The following is an 18,003-nucleotide window of genomic DNA, read 5'->3' as shown; positions in this document are numbered from 1 at the left end:
ACCGGCGGCTCAGCCCACCCGCACCCCGAAGTGCTCCGCGAACAGCGGCAGCAGGAGGCTGAGCTGCAGCTCGGAGAGGGTGGCGCCGCGGAGGCCGTCCAGCCCGGTGAGCACGTGCAGCTCGGCGCCGCGCAGATCGAGGTGCTCGATCCGGGCCCGGGAGAGATCGAGGGAGCGGACGTCGCAGTCGACCAGGCGCAGCCGCGTGCCGGTCGCACCCGCCAGGTCGAGCTCGTCGATCGTGCAGCGCTCGAGCAGCACGTCGCGCACCGCGGCTCCGCGGAGGTTCAGGTAGCCGAGCTTGCAGTCGGCCACGCGCACCTGCTCCCAGGTGCTCTCGTAGAGCTCGGCCGAGCCCAGCCGCGAGGCGAGCAGCTCGACGGATCGGAGCCGGCTCCGCGGCGCCGAGAGCCCGGGGACGTCCAGCCGCTCGAGCCGCGACTCCGCGATCGACGCGGCCCGCAGCTGGGCGCCGTCCAGGACCACTCCCTCCAGCACGCACTCGCTGAAGGAGGCCGCGGTGAGATCGGCGCCGGTGAGGTCGGTGCCGGCGAAGCGCAGTCCTTCGGCGTGCTCCCGGGCGCCCGTGTCCCCGGCGTACCCCTCGGCGAGGCCGTCGAGGAGGAGGGGGTCGAGCCGGGGAGGAGCGGTCGCGTCGCGCACGCGGCGAGCCTAGTGCTGGCACCATGGCGGCATGCCCCGCCTGCTCGCCGTGTGCCGCGTCGCCCGCCTCCTGCCCGACTCCGGCACGGTCGGCGTGACCGCGATCGACAAGCGGCCGGTCGAGGGTCCCGTCGGAGTGCGCGACTTGGGCCTCTACGGCGACGTGCAGGCCGATCGCGCGCACCACGGCGGCCTCGACAAGGCGCTCTACGCCTACTCCGACGAGGACGCGGTCTGGTGGGCGGAGCGCCTGGGGCGGCCGGTGGCCGCGGGGATGTTCGGCGAGAACCTGCGGATCGCGGGCCTCGACGTGAGCGGAGCCGTGATCGGCGAGCGCTGGCGGATCGGCGAGGCGGTCGAGGTCGAGGTGACGATGCCGCGTACGCCGTGCGCGACGTTCCAACGGGCCCTCGGAGAGCCCCAGTGGGTGAAGCGCTTCGCCGACGAGGGGCGCACCGGCGCGTACCTGCGGGTGCTGCACCGCGGATCGGTGGAGGCGGGCGACGCCGTCGAGGTCCTGAGCCGGCCCGGGCACGGCGTCCCGGTCGACCGCTGGTACCGCGAGCACAGCCCGGCGGACGCGCAGGCGCTCCTCGAAGCGGAGGAGGCGGGCGCGCTCCGGCCGGCTCCGGCGCTGCGGGCGTCGATCGAGCGGGCGCTCGCCTGACCCGGTCTACTCCCCGCGCGCCTCGCGCTTGAGGCGGCGCTTGACCGCTCGCTCCGTGAGCACCGTCAGGTAGTCCTGCACGGGCCGGTCCTGCAGGTCCGCGAGCTCCTCGCGCACGAGCGGCGCGACCTGCTCCTCGGAGTGGTCGGGGAACTTCTTGCGCACGTTCGCGGTCACGTCGCGCACCACCTGGTCGAGATCGAAGTCGGTCGTCATGCGGAGATCCTGGCCCCTCCAGGTGAACAGGAGGGGCACGGAGCCCACGGCCCCGCGCCCCTCCTCCGTGCCGATGGTCAGCTCGCGGCGACGGCGATCTCGTTCGGCGTGACGTCGAGCTCGCCCGTGGCGACGACCTCTCCCGTGGTGAGGTCGACGGCGTGGATGCTGTCGGCGGCCGGGTCGGTCACGTAGGCGATGTCCCCGGCGACCGTGATCGCGGGGTGCGGGTCCTGCCACTCGACCGGGCTCTCCCAGGCGTCGACGACGGGGTAGGAGGCGGTCAGCTCGCCGGTCTGGGGGTCGAGGACGTGGATCGCGCCGTCCGAGGCGATCATGTACGCCAGGTCGTCGGGGCCGCGGGCGACGCCGCGGAAGGTGTACTCGACGCCCTCGGGCAGGTCGACGACGTCGAGGGTCTTCGCCTCGGTGTCGATCAGCGCCACGCGGTGCAGGAGGTAGCCCTCGGCGTCGCGGTCGTCCTTGTAGTCGCCGACGATGATCGGGCTGGTCTCGCTGACCCAGGCGTTGCCCATGCGGCCGTACGGCTGGTCCGGCGCCTCGAGCTTCGTGATCTCGCCGCCGTCGTAGACCAGGGCGCCGTTCTCGCAGCCGAAGACGACGACCTCGTTCTCGGCCGTGCCCTCTCCGTGGACTCCGGGGCACTGGTCGTTCGTGGCCGTCACGGCGCCGGAGGCGTCGCGCACCTCGATGCCGTTGCGCCCGTCGGCATCACCGACCGTGGTGAGGAAGGTGCCGTCCTCGAGGACGATCGAGACGCCGTGGTGCGCCTCGACTCCCGGGATGGTCTCGGTCTCGGGCATCCCGTCCGAGGACGCCAGGTCGGCGGTCTCGAGGACGGTCGTGTCGCTCGTGCCGTCGGCGTAGAGGACGGTCTTCCCGGCGTGCCGGACGACGTGGCCCGGGGTGTCCGCGGGGAAGACGATGTCCGTCAGCTCCGGCTCGCCGCCGGTCCCGGCGGCGGTGTCGAGGAGCTGGAACCCCTCGCTCATGGTGACCATGACGTGGCGGTCGTCGCCGGCGGGGTTGAGGCGGGTGAACTCCTCGGAGTCCAGGTCCGCGACGGTCTCGAGGGTCTCGCCGTCGAGGACGAGGATGCCGCCCTCGTAGGCGACGGCGACGCGGGCGCCGGCGGCCGCCGCGGCCTCGGTGGCCGGTGCGGTGGACGCCGAGGACTCGGCGGCCGGGGTCGAGCTCGACGAGCAGGCCGCGAGGACCGTGATCGAGCAGGCGGCGATCAGGCCGAGGCCGGCCCGCCGGACGTGGGGATTCTGCATGGGTGCTTCTTCTTCCTGGTGGTGAATCGGAGGGCTCACGGGGAGAGCCCGGTGGCGATGCGCTGCGTGTTGACGCGCATCATGGCGAGGTAGTCGGGAGCGCCGCCCTCGGGCCCCGTCAGGGACTCCGTGAACAGCTCGACCACCTCCACGCGGATGTCGGCCTCGCTCGCCAGCGCCTGGACCAGGCGGTCGGGAGACGAGGACTCCGCGAAGATCGTGGGGACGCCGGTCTGCTCGACCGCGTCGACGAGATCGGCGAGGTCGGAGGCGGACGGCGCCGCGAGGGTCGTGCCTCCCGGGATGACGGCGCCGACGACGTCGAAGTCGAAGCGGTCGGCGAGGTACCCGAAGACGTGATGGTTGGTGACGAGGGCGCGGCGCTCGGCCGGGATCGCGGCGAACGCCGCGGCCATCTCGGAGTCGAGCCGCTCGAGCTCGGCGCGGTAGCCGGCCGTCCGGTCCCGGACGGCGGCCGGATCGACGCCGTCGAGCGCGGCGAGCACGGGCCCGAGGGAGTCGACGACGTCGATCATCCGGCCGGGGTCCGTCCAGAAGTGCGAGTCCGGGCTCCCCTCCGCGTCGCCCTCGCTGTAGTCGAGGACGTCGACGGCGTCGCCGGCGACGAACGCGGGGACGTCCTCACCGGAGGCCTCGTCGAGGTGCTGCTGCAGGCCCTCCTCGAGTCCGAGCCCGTTCGAGACGACGAGGTCGGCGGAGCGCAGGCGCGCCGCCTCCTGCGCCGAGATCTCGAAGGAGTGCGGGTCGGCGTCGGGCTTCATCAGCGTGACGACCTGCGCCTCGTCGCCGACGAGCTCGCCCACGACGTCGCCGAGGATGTTGGTGGAGACGATGACGAGGGGCCTCTCGTCCTCCTCCGCGGACGTGCAGCCCGACAGGAGCAGGACCGCCGCGGCGGACGCGAGGGCCCAGCGGCGCCTCATCGGCCCGTCTCCGCCGTGAAGGCCGGCTCGGTGGCGGTCTCGAAGGTGCGGGCGAGGCGCGCGCCGTCCGCGTAGTCGATCTCGTGCAGCTTCCGCTCGGCGGGCGCGCTGAGGTAGGCCCGCTGCTGGTCGGCGATCAGGACGGGCCGCGAGCCGTCCGCGGTCGTGTCCGCGACGAGGGGCGCGGTCTCGGAGAGGACCGCACCGTCGGAGCCGTCGAGAACCAGCACGCGGCCGTCGGCGGCGAGGGCGAGGACGGTCTCGTCCGCGTCGTCCACCGCGGTGACCTGCGCCAGCGGGGCGGGAGAGGGGAGGAGGCTCCAGGAGCGCTCCCGGGTGTCGAGGAGCCAGATGCCCGCGTCCCCGGCGAGGCCGGCGACCGTGGGGCGGCCCTCGCGGTTGTCGAAGGAGGCGGCGGGTGGCGCGGTGGTGCCGGCGGGGTAGGGGATCCGCTCGACGACGAGCTCCTCGTCCTCGATCGACGCCAGGAGTGCGCCGTCGGAGCAGCCGATGACGGCGCCGACGCGGGTGGTGATCGTCCCGGCGGGGTCGGGGCAGGCCTCGCGGAGGCCCGTCGGCTCGCCGTCCGAGTCGTAGCCGGCGACGGCCGCTCCGGATCCGGACCCCTCGGTCACCAGTGCGGACGAGCCGACGGGCACGACCATCCCGGGTCCGGGCTCGACGTCCTTCCGGAACCACTCGACGATCGCCCCCTTCGACAGCGCCTCGGTGTCGAGGAGGACCGCCTCGCCGGAGTCGGGGAAGAAGAGTCCGGTTCCGCCGGTGGTCGAGAGGTTCGTCGTGGCGACGACGGCCGTCCCGGAGCCCTCGACCGTGCCGATCAGGCGGGGGTCCGCGCGGTAGTAGTGGAAGTGGTCCACGTGGTCCCAGGTCCACACGCCGCTGTCGACGATCTCGACGCCCGCATCGGTCTGGGCGAAGAGGTAGCGGCCGTCGGTCGTCATCGCGCTCGGTGCGCCGATGGTGCCGAGGCCGGTGACCGTCTCGTCGAGGAGGTCGAGGTGCGACACGGCGCCCGACGGGTCGATCGACGTCAGCCCCAGGCGCGGCTCGGCGAGCTCGGCGGCGTTCGCGACGGCGCCGTGGCCGGAGCCCGTGTCGTCCGCGGCCGGCGCGGAGGCATCGGTCGAGCAGGCGGCCAGGCCCAGCGCGAGAGCGCCCAGGAGGACGGTGGAGGCGGTGGTTCGGGAGTGCACGGAGTCCTTTCGAGGGTGAGCGGGGGAGGAGCGGTGCCGGCAGGGCCTCATGCGGCGACCGGCTGAGGGCCCGACCGGGACGCGAGGGCCGACGCGGCCGAGCGGACCGCCCAGGACACCGCGGCGACCGCGATGGCCGTGCCGGCGACCGAGGCGCCCGCGGCCGTGGCCGCGTGCCAGGAGACGAGCAGGCCGACGAGCACGGAGGCCGCGCCGAGGATCGACGCGAGCAGCATCCGGGTCGGGATGCGGGTGGTCCAGTGCCCGGCGGCCACCGCGGGAGCCACAAGGAGCCCGACGACGAGGAGCGAGCCGACCGCCTGGTAGGAGGCGACGACGGCGAGGGTCACCAGGCCGACCAGCGCGGCCTGAGCCGAGCGCGGACCGAGCCCGAGCACCGCGGCGATGCGCGGATCCAGCGCCAGGGCGACGAGCGGGCGGTGGAAGGCCGCTGCGACGAGGAGGCCGGTTCCGGCGGCGGCGGCGAGCAGCCCGATGTCGACAAGGGTGATCGCGAGGATGTCGCCGAAGAGGATCGAGGTCGCGTCCGTGGCGAAGCTGCCCGAGTGCGAGATCACGATGACCCCCAGCGCCAGCATGGCGACGAAGAGCAGGCCGATGCTGGTGTCGTAGGACAGTCGTCCGCGCCGCTGCAGGGCCGCGATGCCGAGGCTCATCAGCACCGCGCTGGCTGCGCCGCCCACGAGGACGGGCGCGCCGAGCACCGTCGCGAGGGCGACGCCGGGGAGCATCCCGTGGGCGAGCGCCTCACCGAGGAAGGCCATCCCGCGGAGGACCACCCAGGTGCCGACGACGCCGCAGAGGACCGCGACGAGGACGCCGCCGAGGAGGGCGCGCTGGAGGAAGTCGAGAGCGAACGGCTCGAGGATTCCGGCGAGGAGGCTGGGCATGGTGCCCGACCGTACACGATAATGAGAACAGTTATCACTCCTGTACGCTCGTCGGGATGGACGTCTCACCCCTGCCCGAGCCCCCGGTCCGCCTCCGAGGCGCTCACGTCGACTTCGGCTCCCGCCGCGCTCTCGCGGGGGTCGATCTCGACGTTGCCGCGCGCTCGCTGACCGTGATCGCCGGGCCGAACGGCGCCGGCAAGTCGACGCTTCTGGAGGTGATCGCGGGAGTGCGTCCACTGACGTCCGGCACGCGGGACGTCACCGGAGCGATCGCCTTCGTGCCGCAGCGGGCGTCGATCCCGGACCGCCTCCCGGTGACGGTGCGCGACGTGGTCGCGGTGGGCACCTGGGGTCGGCTCGGCCGCCTCCGCCGCAGCGACGCGCGCGCGGCGGACGCGATCGCCACCGCGCTCGAGCGGATGGAGATCGTCGCGCTCGCCCGGGAGCCCTTCGCGGTGCTCTCCGGCGGTCAGCGGCAGCGGGCGCTCCTCGCCCAGGGGCTCGCCCGCGGGGCCGGCCTGCTGCTCCTGGACGAGCCCACCACCGGTCTCGATTCAGCGAGTGCGGAGCGGATCCGGTCGGTCCTGCGCGCGGAGGCGGACCGCGGCGCGACCGTGGTCTGCGTCTCGCACGACCCCGCCGTGCTGGCCGACGCGGACCGCGTCGTCGGACTCGTCGACGGGGCCCTCGCTCCGGCGGACCGATCCGTCACCCGCGGCCCGTGAGGCGAGGGCACACGGGCCGTCCGTGACGGATCAATGAGCGGCGGGCAGCCGGACCTGTGGACAACGGCTCCAGGCGGCTGCAGTGACGCACTCTGGTCGGATGGCTCAGCGACTCCCGCTCCCCGACCGTCTCCAGGCGCGCGCCTTCACCGTGGCCGAGGCCCGCCGGCTGGGCGTGGCCCGGAGCCGCCTCCGCCGCAGCGACCTCGCCGCGCCGTTCCGTGGCGTCCGCGTCCCGGCCGCCGACACCGGCCTGCTCCCACGGGCCGAGGCGCTTCTCGCGGCCCTCGGCCCGTCCGCCGTGCTCAGCCATCTCACCGCTGCGCGCCTCTGGCCGCTCGAGCTCCCGGCCGCCGATTCGGACGAGCCGGTGCACGTCGCCGTCCGAGCTCCTGCTCGCGCCCCGCGCCGTCCGGGAGTGCACGGCCACTCGCTCAGCGATCCCGACGTGCACCGGATCCTCCGCTTCGGTCTGCCGCTCACGGACGGCGCCTCGCTGTTCTGCCACCTCGGGGCGCACCTCGAGCTGGACGACCTGGTCGCGGTGGGCGACGCGCTGATCCGCTCGCCGATCGGTCCGGATCCTGCGGACCCTCGACCGTGGGTGCGGCTCGCGCGGTTGCGGGAGCGGGCAGCAGGCTTCGGCGGTCGGGGGGCGCCGCGCGTGCGCGCGGCCGCGGCCCTCGTCCGCGACGGGGCGGACTCGCGGCAGGAGTCGCGGTTCCGGCTCGCCTCGGTGCGGGCGGGCCTTCCGGAGCCGGTGCTGCAGGAGCCGCTGTTCGACTCCGACGGGGTCTTCGTCGGGCGGCCGGACGGCTGGTACCCCGCGGAGCGGGTCGCGTGGGAGTACGAGGGCGACGATCACCGCACCAGCAACCGGCGCTTCGCGCGCGACCTCGGCCGCTACGACGACCTCGCCTCGATCGGGGTCCGCGTCGTCCGCATCGTCGGCGCCGAGTTCGTCCCGCACCCCGAGCGCTCCGTCGAGCGCCTGCGACGAGCACTCGCCGAACGATCCGTCACCCGCGGCCCGTGAGGCGGGGGCACACGGGCCGTCCGTGACGGATCGCACCCGAGCGACGGGCCGCGGGCTGGGAGGATGGGGGGATGACCTCGACGCTGCTCGACCGCATGCCGACGCCCGACGCGGACGGGCGCGTCGACGACGACGCGGTCTACCTGGCCTTCACCGAGTGGGCGGAGTCGCGCGGCCTCCCGCTCTACCCGGCGCAGGACGAGTCCATGCTCGAGATCGCCTCCGGCTCCAACCTGATCCTCTCGACGCCCACCGGCACCGGCAAGTCGCTCGTCGCGATCGGCGCGCACGCCGCGGCGCTCGCCTCCGGACGCCGCAGCTTCTACACGGCGCCGATCAAGGCGCTCGTCTCCGAGAAGTTCTTCGCGCTGGTCGACGTCTTCGGCGCCTCCAACGTCGGGATGGTCACCGGCGACTCCTCGGTGAACGCCGACGCGCCGATCATCTGCTGCACGGCCGAGATCCTCGCGAACCTCGCGCTCCGGCACGGCGAGGACACCCCGGTCGACCAGGTCGTGATGGACGAGTTCCACTTCTACGCGGACCCGGCGCGCGGCTGGGCGTGGCAGGTGCCGCTGCTCACCCTCCCGCACGTGCAGTTCGTGCTGATGTCGGCCACCCTCGGCGACGTGACGGCGCTCGCCGCCGACCTCAGCCGCCGCACGGGCCGGGAGACCGCCCGGGTCACCGGCGTGGAGCGCCCGGTGCCGCTGCACTACTTCTACGAGATCGCGCCGATCCACGACTCCATCGAGGAGCTGCTCTCGACGAACCAGTCGCCGGTCTACGTCGTGCACTTCTCGCAGGCGGCCGCTCTCGAGCGTGCGCAGGCGCTCACCAGCGCGAACATCGCCACCCGCGAGCACCGCGACCGCATCGCCGAGGTGATCGGCGGCTTCCGCTTCACCACCGCGTTCGGCAAGACCCTCTCCCGGCTGCTCCGGCTGGGGATCGGCGTGCACCACGCGGGCATGCTGCCGAAGTACCGCCGCCTGGTCGAGCAGCTCGCCCAGCAGGGCATGCTGCGCGTGATCTGCGGCACGGACACCCTCGGCGTCGGCATCAACGTCCCGATCCGCACCGTGCTGCTCACCGCGCTGACCAAGTACGACGGCACCCGGACCCGCCAGCTCTCGGCCCGCGAGTTCCACCAGATCGCCGGCCGCGCCGGTCGCGCGGGGTACGACACCGCCGGGACCGTGGTCGTGCAGGCCCCCGAGCACGAGTCCGAGAACCGGAAGGCTCTCGACAAGATGGGCGACGACCCGAAGAAGCGGAGGAAGTGGGTCGCCAAGCGCGCGCCGCAGGGCTTCGTCAGCTGGGGCGAGCCGAGCTTCCGCAAGCTCGTCGACGCCGAGCCCGAGACGCTGACCTCGCACATGACGATCACCTCGGCGATGCTGCTGAACGTGATCGCCCGCGGCGGCGACGCCTACGCGAACGTGCACGCCCTGATCTTCGACAACCACGAGCCGTGGAAGCGGCAGCTGCAGCTGGCCCGCCGGGCGCTCGGCATCTACCGGACGCTGCGGGAGGCGGGAGTGGTCGAGCAGAGCGTCGGCGCCGACGGCGTGACCCGCATCCGCCTGACCGTCGACCTGCAGCCGAACTTCGCGCTCAACCAGCCGCTCTCGCCGTTCGCGCTGGCCGTGTTCGACGTTCTCGACCCGGAGTCGCCGAGCTTCGCGCTCGACGTGATCTCGGTGCTCGAGGCGACCCTCGACGACCCGCGCCCGATCCTGGGGGCCCAGCAGTTCCAGGCCCGCGGCGAGGCCGTCGCCGCGATGAAGGCCGACGGGATCGAGTACGAGGAGCGGATGGAGCTGCTCGAGTCCGTCACGCACCCCAAGCCGCTCGAGGAGCTCCTCGAGGCGACCTTCGAGACCTACACCGCGGCGCAGCCGTGGGTGAAGGACTTCGAGCTCTCGCCGAAGTCGGTCGTGCGCGACATGTACGAGCGGGCGATGTCCTTCGGCGAGTACACCGCCTTCTACAAGCTCTCCCGCTCGGAGGGACTGGTGCTGCGCTACCTGTCCGACGCGTTCCGCGCGGCCCGGCAGACCATCCCCGACGAGCTGAAGAACGAGGAGCTGCACGACCTGATCGAGTGGCTGGGCGAGCTCGTGCGCCAGGTCGACTCCTCGCTGGTCGACGAGTGGGAGGAGCTGGTCAATCCGGCGCTCCACGCGGCGGACCAGGCGATCGTGCCGCCCGCTCCGCGCCGCCTCACCGCGAACCACCGCGCCTTCCGCGTGCTGGTGCGCAACGAGATGTTCCGCCGGGTGACCCTCGCCGCCCTCGACGACCACGAGGCGCTCGGCGAGCTCGACGCCGCCGCCGGCTTCGACGCCGACGCGTGGGGCGCCGCGCTGGACGACTACTACGACGAGCACGACAGCATCGGCATCGGGCCCGACGCCCGGGGGCCGAAGATGCTGCTCGTCACGGAGGAGCCGACGCAGTGGCTCGTGCGGCAGATCCTCGACGATCCGGCCGGCGACCACGACTGGGGGATCTCGGCGACCGTCGACCTCGCCGAGTCGGACGAGCAGGGTGCGGCCGTCGTCCGCGTCACCTCGGTCGGCCGCCTGGACTGATCAGCGGCCGCGCTTCTCCCGGCGCTGCATCTCGGCGGCGATGTCCGCCTCGGTGATCTCCTTGCGGGCGGGTCCCCAGATCGACGCGGCCTGGCCGACGACGCCGATCCCGATCCCGATCATCGGCCAGATCGGCCAGAAGTAGCCGTCGGCCCCTGTGCCGACCCAGACGGCGGTCGTGATCGCCGAGACGCTCGCCCATCCGCCGACCGATCCCAGGAAGTCGCGGCGCCGCTTGACCTCGCGCACGGCGAGCGCGCGCTCGGCGTCCTCGACGCGGGCGGTCTCCACCTCCTCGCCGGAGGCGGCCGCCGGGACGACCTCCGCGGACCGGTCTCGCCGGGCGGACGGATCCGGAGTTCCCCACTCGTTCGTCATGCGGCCAGCCTACGCACGGGCCGTCGGCAGCGGTACGCGGGCTTCAGGCGGCGGTCGCCTGCTCCGGCTGGCAGTGCGGGCACCACCAGGTGCGGCGCTGCTCGGGGTCGTCGCGGACCTCGTCGCGGACGAGCACGGTCGTGCCGCAGCGCAGGCACGGGCGCCCGGCGCGCCCCGCGACCCAGTGCCGCTCGCCGCGGCGGGTGTCACCGGTGGTGGTCTGGAACATCCCCGGGATCGTGACGGAGGCGCGGAGGCCTCTCGCCGCGGTCGCCACGAGGGCGCGGACTTCGAGGGAGCCGATCGGCCGCCAGGGCCAGACCCCGCGGAGGAAGCAGACCTCGTTGGCCCAGAGGTTGCCGAGACCCGCGAGGCAGCGCTGGTCGAGGAGTGCGGCGACGACGGGCCGGTCCGGGAGGCGGGAGAGGCGCCGGACGGCCTCGTCGGCGTCCCAGTCCGCGCGGAGCGGGTCGGGCCCGAGGTGCCCGACGGCGCGCGGCTCGTCGCGGGTGGCGAGGAGCTCGACGACCGGGAGGTCGATGCCCCACACGGTCGAGTCGTCGTCGAGGCGGAGGCGGACGCGGACGTCCTTCTGCACCGAGCGGGGGACCGTTCGGCCTGGAGCGGTCACGGTCCAGGAGCCCTGCATCCGCAGGTGGGTGTGCAGGGTCGTTCCGCCGGAGAAGCGGGTGAGGAGGTGCTTGCCGTGGGTGTCGTGCTCGAGGATCCTCAGCCCGGCGAGGGAGTCGCCGGCCGCGTCCCCGGAGCGCAGCTCGCCCTCGAGGACGGTGCGACCGTCCGCCGCCCGCCTGAGGCGGGCGGCGAGACGGTGCACACTGTCTCCCTCGGGCATTCCCGAACTCTAGGAGCCGGAGCTCGTCGAGGTCAGGGGTCGCGCGGGATCAGGCGCCGCGGTACGCCTGCTTGTAGACGCGCTCGGTGCCGTCGGGCGCGGTGACCTCGATGGTCGCCGTGCCGGCCTTGATGGGCTTGAAGACGGTCACGGTCTTCACCGTGAACGACTGGCCGGGCTTGACCGTCTTCTTCGTCTTGCTGCCGTACGCCGTCGTGATCTCGATCGAGACCGTCTCGTCGCCGTTGTTCACCGCCGACACCGTCAGCGTCCGCACGACGGCGAGGCGCTTGGTGGAGGCGGTGGTCGCGACGTCGATGACCGTGACGGGCTCGGGCTCCGGGTCCGTCTGGGTCTCGGGCAGGTCGAGGCCGACGACGACCGGGTCGTGGTCGCTGGAGCGGTACGCCGAGGTGTCGTAGAAGATCGTCGCGTTGTAGTCGTAGCGGCTGTACTCCAGTGCCACGGACTCGCCGCTGTTGATGTTCCAGGTGTCGACCCCGGTGACCGTCCTGTCGGCCGCGGGCAAGGCGAAGACGTGGTCCAGCGAGCCGACCGCGCCGTCGAACGAGTACGAGTACTTGCCGTCCTTCGCACCCTGGTCGATGTAGCCGGCGTCGGTGATCACCTTCACCGGGTCCTCCTTCGAGTAGGCGTTGAAGTCGCCCAGCAGGTAGACGAGCTCGGTGGCCTTCTCGGTGCGGAGGCGGTCGGCGAAGGCGACGAGGGCGGTCGCCTGCTTCACGCGCGAGGCGTTCGAGGCGCCCTGGCCGTCGCCCTGGTCGGCGTCGGCGCCGGATCCGGAGCCCTTCGACTTGAAGTGGTTCACGATCGCGACGAACTCGCTGGCGCTGTCGCCGAGGAGGCGGAACTCCTGGGCGAGGGGCTTGCGGGCGTTCGAGAAGTTCACCGTGTCGTTGAGCACGACGGACTCGCCGACCGGCTCGATGACGGCCTTCTTGTAGATGAAGGCGGTGCGGATGACGTCCTCGTCCGCGAGCGCGGGGAGCGCTGCGGGGGAGGGGACGTAGGCCCAGACCTCGGAGCCGGCCGCCGTGTTCAGCGCGGCGGTCAGGGTGGCGAGGGCCTCGTCGCGCGGCTTGCCGAACTTGGCCGAGTTCTCGATCTCCTCGAGCGAGACGACGCCCGCGCCGAGGGTGTTGATCGCGGTCACGATCTTGGCCTGCTGGCGCTCGAGGTCATCGGCGTTCGCCGCTCCGCGGGCGTCGCAGCCGCTGTTGACCGTGACGGGGTCGCCGTCGCGGTCGGTGTAGAAGGTGCAGCCGGTGATCGAGTCGCCGGTGGTGGAGAAGTAGTTGAGCACGTTGAAGGACGCGATCGAGAGGTCGCCGCCGACGGCCTCGGGCTTCGCGGTCCGGGTGTTCGCGAAGGTCGCGGGCTGCACGTCGCCGGCGTTCTCGACGGTCAGCTGCGTGGTGGGCTGGAAGGCCCAGCCGCCGTTGCGGTAGTCGAGGACGACGGGGCGGGTGAAGGTCGCCGGAGCACCCACGCGGATCGGAGCGGTGGTGGTGAGGTAGGGCAGCGGGATCGCCTTGTTCGCGGCGGCGCCGAGGAAGTTGATCGAGGCGCCGTCGTCGAGGGTGATCGCGCGGGCGGCGTTGTCGGCGACGACGGCCGCGAGCTCCGGCGAGCCGGGGCGGGCGACCTCGGTCGGCGTGAGCAGCGGGGACGTGCCGGCGGCGAGGCCGACCGAGCCGAAGCTGTTCAGGTCGAAGGTGTCGGTGACCGTGTAGGCGCCCTGCGGAGCGATCAGCATGCTCTCGAGCACCTCGCGCTCGGCGGCGGTGCGGGGGAGCGCGACAGCGGCCGGGACCGGCGCTGCGGCGGCGTCGTCGAGCTTCACGACGGTCGCGGCCGAGGTCGGGGTGAGCTCGGTCAGGCCGTTGTACTCGCTCACCTCGCCGGTGATGCGCAGGTGGTCGCCGATCGCGACCGACCCGACGGAGGCGGAGGAGAAGACGAAGACGGCGTCGGAGGCCGTGCGCGAGCTCTCGCCGCCGGTGCCGGGGGTCTGGATGACGTAGCCGTTGTAGCCGCCGGACGGGTAGCGCGCGGTGACGACGCCGGAGGTGGTGACGGTGCTGCCGACGAGCGGCGACGCGTCGCCGCTCGTCGGCAGCACCGTCACCACCTCCGGCGTCGTGGGCTCGGGCTCGGATCCTCCGCCCGCGGCCTGCGGGGTCGGTGCGCCGAGCGCGAAGTCGGCCGAGTTGACGTCGGTGTCGCCGGTGGCGGTGTCTGCGCGGGCGATCGTCTGGGTGAGGGAGGGCACCGTGGCGACGGACGACTCGAAGGTGTTCGAGGTGCCGTAGCCGACGAGGTCGATCACCGCGTCCGGCTGGGCGGCGGCGCCGGTGGGCGGCGCCACGAGCGCCGAGGTCCCGTCGACGAGGAAGAGGGTGCCGCCCGCGGCGGCCATGTTGAGGCCGTTCGCGCTCTGGTCGGGCGTCGGCAGGGCCGCGCCGTTGGTGCCGTTGCTGGCGCCGGCGAGCAGGAAGTGGCCGCCCGCGGGCACCGAGCCGGTGAGCGGCACGGTCGTGGTGGGGTTCGCGGTGCCGGTCGCCGAGCGGTACTGGATCGAGAGGCCGCCGAGGGCGATCTCGGCGGCGGTGGGGTTGTAGAGCTCCACGTAGCGGTTGCTGAACGCGGCGCCGGCGGAGCCTCCTCGGGCGAAGACCTCGCTGATGACGAGCTCGTCGCCCGAGGGCGCGGCCGCGGCGGAGGTCGCGACCAGCGGAGCGGCCGCCAGGGCCAGTCCGGTCAGGGCCGCCAGGCCGAGCCCGCGCCTCCGGCGGCGGTCGGGCGGGGTGGGAGAGTCGGGCATGGTGGTCCTCTCGATCGCCGCTCGGAAGAGCGGTCGCAGCGTCGTCGCCGCGCGGCGCGGCCGGCGCACCCCCGGAAGGGGCACGCATGGCCACGCTATGCAGTGCGGGTGCCCGGCCTGTGAACCGGACGTTTCATGAACGTAAACTCATCCACCGACATCGGGGCGCGCGGGTGCCGTTCGCGGCGCGTTCGCGGCTTCGCGGGCCACACTCGTCGGATGATCTCCTTCGAGCTGGCCCGTGCCCTGCGCACGGCGGGCGTGCGCTGGACGCCCCGCACCGGTGACCGCTTCCGCATCGAGCGGGAGGGCTTCGACGGCGACGTCTTCACCGTCAGCGACATGACCATCGAGGCGCACGAGTACCCGAGCGGGACCGTCCTCGGCTTCAACGGCACCACGGAATGGGCGCTCGACTCCGTCTCCCTGGAGGACTCGCTCTGGCTGCCGCGGGAGGACCAGCTGCGCGAGCTCCTCCGCGGGACCTTCCGCTCCCTCCGTCGCCTCGCCGAGCCGGAGACGCGGTTCGCCGTCGAGGTCGAGCTCGGCGGCCGGGCGCGGACCTTCGAGGACGCGGCGGCCGAGAACGCCTACGCGGAGGCGCTGCTCGCGCTGGTCAGCTCGGTCGCGGTCGACCTCGACGACGTGGACGAGCTGGACGCGGCCGACGAGCCCGACCGGGCGGCCGAGCGGGCCTGAGGCTCCGTCCGACCCCGACCCTCCGCATCCGGCGGGGCTAGGACGCCGCCTTCTCCGCCGCCGCAGTCTTCTTCGGGGTCCGCTTCTTCGCAGGCGCGTCGGCGCCCTTCTCCGTGTCGGCCTTCTTCGCCGCGGGCTTCTTCTTCGCGGCGGTCGTCGCCGGAGCCTTCGCCGCCTTCTTCGGGGCGGGCTTCGTCGCGGCCTTCTTCTCGGCGGGAGCCTCCTCCGCCGGCGTCCCCTTCGCCCCGCGGCTGCGCTCGACCGAGCGCTTGAGCGCCTCCATCAGGTCGAGCACCTCGCCGCCGCCCTCCTCCTCCGGCGCCTCGCCGAAGGTCGCGGCGGTGTCGAGGGCGTCGCCCTGCTCGATCTTGGCGTCGATCAGCGTGCGCAGCTCCTCCTGGTACGCGTCGTGGAACTTCGCGGCGTCGAAGTCCTCGGAGTAGGAGTCGACCAGGTGCGCCGACATCTCGAGCTCGCGCGCCGCGATCCGGGTGCTGCCCTCCAGCGACGGGAACTCGACCTCCCGTACCTCGTCCGCCCAGAGCAGGGTCTGCAGCATCAGAAGCTTGCCGCGCACGCGCAGCGCGGCGAGGCGGGTCTTCTGCCGCAGCGCGAACTCGACGATCGCGGTGCGGTCCGTCTGCTCGAGGGTGCGGCGCAGCAGGACGTAGGCCTTGGGGGAGGAGGAGTCGGGCTCCAGGATGTAGGCGCGGTCGAACATGATCGGGTCGACCTGCTCGCTGGGCACGAACTGCACGACGTCGATCTCGCGGTCGCGCTCCTCCGGCAGCGCCTTGAGCTCGTCCTTGGACAGGACCACGGTGCGCTCGCCGTCGTCGTAGGCCTTGTCGATGTGGTCGAAGGTGACGACCTCGCCGCAGATCTCGCACTTGCGCTGATACCGGATCCGTCCGCCGTCCTTGTCGTGGACCTGGTGCAGCGGGATGTCGTGGTCCTCGGTCGCGCTGTAGATCTTCACCGGCACGTTGACCAGGCCGAAGGTGATCGCGCCCTTCCAGATGGCTCGCATGCGCCCAGTGAACACCGTGTCCCCCGGCCGCCGGAAGCCCTGTCGGACGTGAGGGAGCCCCCGACCGTCGAAGGGACCCGCCGCAGCTCGACGGTCCGGGGTCCCCTCAGGGCGGAACGACGGAGCCGCCCGGTCGTCGCGGAGCGACGGCCGGACGGCTCCGGGGCGGTGGCGGCTAGGCGCGCTCGGCGCGCCGGCGGCGCAGCGCGGCGAGCAGGAGCCCGCCGACGCCGCCGGTGATCAGCAGTCCGCCGAGGCCCAGCGGCAGGCCGATGTCGGCGCCCGTCGAGGCCAGGGGCGGGCGGCCGCCGGGGTGCGGGGCCACGGCGGTCGGCGTGCTGCTCGGAGTGGGAGCGGCCGTCGGTGCGGTGGTGGGCGCGGTCGTCGGGGCGACGGTCGGCTGCGCGGTCGGAGCGACGGTCGGCTCGGCGGTCGGGGCCACGGTGGGCTCCGGCGTCGGGGTCGGCGTGGTCGGGTCCTTCTCGGCGTCGATCGCGGAGGTGTCCGCGGCGAACGAGGCGGTCACGAAGGCGATGGCCTTCGACGTGATGCCGAGCGCCTCCTGGTTGATGTTGTCGATGTCGTCGGCGGCGGAGTGGTAGTTCGGGTCGTGCGTGATGCCGGCGGTGCCGCCGAACAGCGCGACCTCCTCCTCCGTCTTGACGTCGTCAGCGCCGGTGAAGACGCCCGAGGACGGGATGCCGACCGAGATGAAGCCGTCGTAGTCGCTGCGGCCGTCGAACGCGGTGTCGATCCAGGGCTGGTCGATCGAGTCGAAGTAGTCGGTGAACGCCTTCTCGGTCGCGATCGAGCCGGCGGGCACGTCCACGGGGGCCTCGTAGGTGGACTGGTCCGCGTCGTAGACGGAGATCACGTAGTTCGGCGAGGCGACCATGTCGAAGTTCATGTAGGTCGCGATCTTCGAGGCGTCCTCCTCCGTCAGGGAGTCGACGTAGGTGTAGGAGCCGACCAGGCCCACCTCCTCGGCGCCCCACCAGGCGAAGCGGACCGCGTTGGTCGTGTCGCCCGCGGCGGCCAGCTGCACGGCTGTCTCGAGCAGCGTCGCGGACCCGGAGCCGTTGTCGTTGATGCCGGGGCCGGCGGGCACGCTGTCGAGGTGCGCGCCGAGCATGACCACGTTGTCGTGGTCGCCGCCCGGCGTCTCCGTGACGATGTTGAAGGTCTCCACCTCGGTCGTCGTCTGGTCAATGAGGACCGAGACGCTCGCGGGGAGCGACGCCAGCAGCGCCTGCCCCTCGGCCTGCGTGACGCCGACGCCGGGGACGGCGGCCTCGTCCTGTCCGCCGAACGTCCCGTTGAGGGCGTCGCTCGGCGCGTTGTCGTAGATGATGATCGCGGCGGCGCCGGCGGCACCGGCGGCGACCGACTTCTCGAGGAAGCTGCAGGAGCCGCGGCTGACGAGCGCGATCTTCCCGGTGGCGTCGAGGCCGGTCCAGGCGTCCGTGGTGCAGCCGAGCGGATCGACGGGGGCGATGAGCTCGCCGGTCACGCCGCCCTCGGGCGTCGACGGAGTGAACTCCATCGGTGTGCCGACGGCGCCGGTGCCGGTGGTCAGCGTGAACGCGTCGATCGTCTGCGTCGCGGTGGTGAAGTCCTGGCGCTGCGTCGTGTAGCCGGCGTCCGCGAGGACCTCCTCGACGTACGCGCCGCTCAGCTCGTAGCCCGGAGTGCCGATCGCGCGGGTGCCGCCGTTGGCGTCCGCGATCGCCTGGAGCGCCTCCAGGTGGGTCATGATGCCGTCGACCGTGACGGTGTCGGCGAAGTCGACCGGCTCGACGGCGCTCGCCGTCGGCGCGAAGGCGAAGCCGGCGACGAGGGCGCCCGCTCCGATCATCGCGCTCGAGCCGATCAGCGAGCGGCGTCGGCGGCCGCTCGGGGTGTTCGTGGTGGTTCGCGCCAC

The 18,003-nt window shown here is 73.1% G+C and carries 16 protein-coding genes; 5 read left to right on the top strand and 11 right to left on the bottom strand.

From position 1 onward, the window contains the following. Positions 1-9: 9 nt before the first annotated feature. Positions 10-663: a pentapeptide repeat-containing protein gene (locus tag C5C95_RS08445; RefSeq protein ID WP_104233714.1), complete on the bottom strand. Its 654-nt coding sequence runs from the start codon at positions 661-663 to the stop codon at positions 10-12. A 31-nt stretch (positions 664-694) separates the two neighbouring features. Here C5C95_RS08445 and C5C95_RS08440 point away from each other — a divergent pair, with 31 nt between their 5' ends. Next, a complete protein-coding gene (locus tag C5C95_RS08440; RefSeq protein ID WP_104255826.1) occupies positions 695-1,330 on the top strand; it encodes an MOSC domain-containing protein in 636 nt (211 codons plus the stop codon). Positions 1,331-1,336: 6 nt separating this feature from the next. Here the strand turns inward: C5C95_RS08440 and C5C95_RS08435 are convergent, their stop codons facing one another. The 5 genes from C5C95_RS08435 to aztB all read right to left on the bottom strand — a co-directional run bounded on the left by C5C95_RS08435 (position 1,337) and on the right by aztB (position 5,916). Further along, positions 1,337-1,546 (bottom strand): three-helix bundle dimerization domain-containing protein, encoded by a 210-nt coding sequence (locus tag C5C95_RS08435; protein WP_104262881.1) that lies wholly within the window; start codon positions 1,544-1,546, stop codon positions 1,337-1,339. A gap of 77 nt (positions 1,547-1,623) precedes the next feature. Then, positions 1,624-2,844, bottom strand: coding sequence for a zinc metallochaperone AztD (aztD, locus tag C5C95_RS08430; RefSeq protein ID WP_104324222.1), 1,221 nt, complete (start codon positions 2,842-2,844; stop codon positions 1,624-1,626). 35 nt (positions 2,845-2,879) lie between these two features. Then, positions 2,880-3,788 (bottom strand): zinc ABC transporter substrate-binding protein AztC, encoded by a 909-nt coding sequence (gene aztC, locus C5C95_RS08425; RefSeq protein ID WP_104250617.1) that lies wholly within the window; start codon positions 3,786-3,788, stop codon positions 2,880-2,882. Next, the gene (locus tag C5C95_RS08420) at positions 3,785-5,005 is read right to left on the bottom strand and encodes an ABC transporter (protein WP_104324221.1); all 1,221 of its coding nucleotides are present in this window, start codon (positions 5,003-5,005) and stop codon (positions 3,785-3,787) included. The genes aztC and C5C95_RS08420 overlap by 4 nt, the downstream gene beginning before the upstream one ends. Before the next feature lie 47 nt (positions 5,006-5,052). Then, positions 5,053-5,916 carry a zinc ABC transporter permease AztB gene (aztB, locus tag C5C95_RS08415; protein ID WP_104262878.1) on the bottom strand — a complete coding sequence of 288 codons (864 nt, stop codon included), beginning with the start codon at positions 5,914-5,916 and terminating at the stop codon, positions 5,053-5,055. Positions 5,917-5,972: 56 nt separating this feature from the next. Here aztB and aztA point away from each other — a divergent pair, with 56 nt between their 5' ends. The 3 genes from aztA to C5C95_RS08400 all read left to right on the top strand — a co-directional run bounded on the left by aztA (position 5,973) and on the right by C5C95_RS08400 (position 10,277). Next, positions 5,973-6,644: a zinc ABC transporter ATP-binding protein AztA gene (gene aztA / locus C5C95_RS08410; RefSeq protein ID WP_104324220.1), complete on the top strand. Its 672-nt coding sequence runs from the start codon at positions 5,973-5,975 to the stop codon at positions 6,642-6,644. Between the two features lie 100 nt (positions 6,645-6,744). Next, a complete protein-coding gene (locus C5C95_RS08405; protein ID WP_104324219.1) occupies positions 6,745-7,680 on the top strand; it encodes a hypothetical protein in 936 nt (311 codons plus the stop codon). A gap of 71 nt (positions 7,681-7,751) precedes the next feature. Further along, positions 7,752-10,277 carry an RNA helicase gene (locus C5C95_RS08400; protein ID WP_104250621.1) on the top strand — a complete coding sequence of 842 codons (2,526 nt, stop codon included), beginning with the start codon at positions 7,752-7,754 and terminating at the stop codon, positions 10,275-10,277. Here the strand turns inward: C5C95_RS08400 and C5C95_RS08395 are convergent, their stop codons facing one another. Genes C5C95_RS08395 through C5C95_RS08385 form a run of 3 tightly spaced genes read right to left on the bottom strand, consistent with a single transcriptional unit; the run spans position 10,278 to position 14,353 of the window. After that, positions 10,278-10,655, bottom strand: coding sequence for a 2TM domain-containing protein (locus tag C5C95_RS08395; RefSeq protein ID WP_104222259.1), 378 nt, complete (start codon positions 10,653-10,655; stop codon positions 10,278-10,280). It abuts the gene before it with no gap. A 43-nt stretch (positions 10,656-10,698) separates the two neighbouring features. Next, positions 10,699-11,508, bottom strand: a complete 810-nt coding sequence (locus C5C95_RS08390; RefSeq protein WP_104324218.1) for a DNA-formamidopyrimidine glycosylase family protein — start codon at positions 11,506-11,508, stop codon at positions 10,699-10,701. A gap of 49 nt (positions 11,509-11,557) precedes the next feature. Further along, positions 11,558-14,353: an ExeM/NucH family extracellular endonuclease gene (locus C5C95_RS08385; protein ID WP_104324217.1), complete on the bottom strand. Its 2,796-nt coding sequence runs from the start codon at positions 14,351-14,353 to the stop codon at positions 11,558-11,560. 219 nt (positions 14,354-14,572) lie between these two features. Between C5C95_RS08385 and C5C95_RS08380 the strand changes: the two genes are divergently transcribed. Then, positions 14,573-15,052 carry a pilus assembly protein CpaE gene (locus C5C95_RS08380; protein WP_244229602.1) on the top strand — a complete coding sequence of 160 codons (480 nt, stop codon included), beginning with the start codon at positions 14,573-14,575 and terminating at the stop codon, positions 15,050-15,052. 37 nt (positions 15,053-15,089) lie between these two features. Here the strand turns inward: C5C95_RS08380 and C5C95_RS08375 are convergent, their stop codons facing one another. Together C5C95_RS08375 and C5C95_RS08370 are read right to left on the bottom strand one after the other, a co-directional pair. After that, a complete protein-coding gene (locus tag C5C95_RS08375; RefSeq protein WP_104324216.1) occupies positions 15,090-16,082 on the bottom strand; it encodes a Ku protein in 993 nt (330 codons plus the stop codon). 175 nt (positions 16,083-16,257) lie between these two features. Next, positions 16,258-18,003 carry a M28 family peptidase gene (locus C5C95_RS08370; protein WP_104324215.1) on the bottom strand — a complete coding sequence of 582 codons (1,746 nt, stop codon included), beginning with the start codon at positions 18,001-18,003 and terminating at the stop codon, positions 16,258-16,260.

It is taken from the genome of Rathayibacter sp. AY1B7 (assembly GCF_002932735.1).
Lineage (GTDB): Bacteria > Actinomycetota > Actinomycetes > Actinomycetales > Microbacteriaceae > Rathayibacter.
Note: the sequence above shows the minus strand (reverse complement) of the source record. Positions and strands in the feature narration are given on the sequence as shown.